The organism is Streptococcus sp. 10824 (assembly GCF_013276595.1).
GTDB classification, from domain to species: Bacteria; Bacillota; Bacilli; order Lactobacillales; family Streptococcaceae; genus Streptococcus; species Streptococcus pseudopneumoniae.
Map to the genome: position 1 here is coordinate 1 of NZ_VMLH01000140.1, position 353 is coordinate 353.

A 353-nucleotide genomic window follows, 5' to 3' on the forward strand; every position below is an offset into this window, starting at 1 on the left:
TGTTTCAACTTAGTTACGTCAGCTGGTAATAGATTCGCACTATCGATTTCTCTGTTTTTTCTATCAGCTTCCGCATTGATTGCACTAATTGCATTTGTTTTAGCATCGTTCAACTCTTTAGCTGCTTTATTTCGTTTAGCTTCGTCTAAGCTAATACCTGTAATAGCACCAACTGCTGTATCTTTCTTAGTTGTTACGTCTTGTGGTGAAGTAGCTCTATTAACTTCGGTTATACCGTTCGTTTTAGCTGCTTCCACTTGTTGTTTCAACTTAGTTACGTCAGCTGGTAATAGATTCGCACTATCGATTTCTCTGTTTTTTCTATCAGCTTCCGCATTGATTGCACTAATTGC

1 protein-coding gene is annotated in these 353 nt (G+C 38.0%); it reads right to left on the reverse strand.

The annotated features are described in order from the left end of the window. On the reverse strand, positions 1 to 353 hold a 353-nt coding region (locus HT701_RS10570; protein WP_172931512.1), incomplete at both ends, for a DUF1542 domain-containing protein.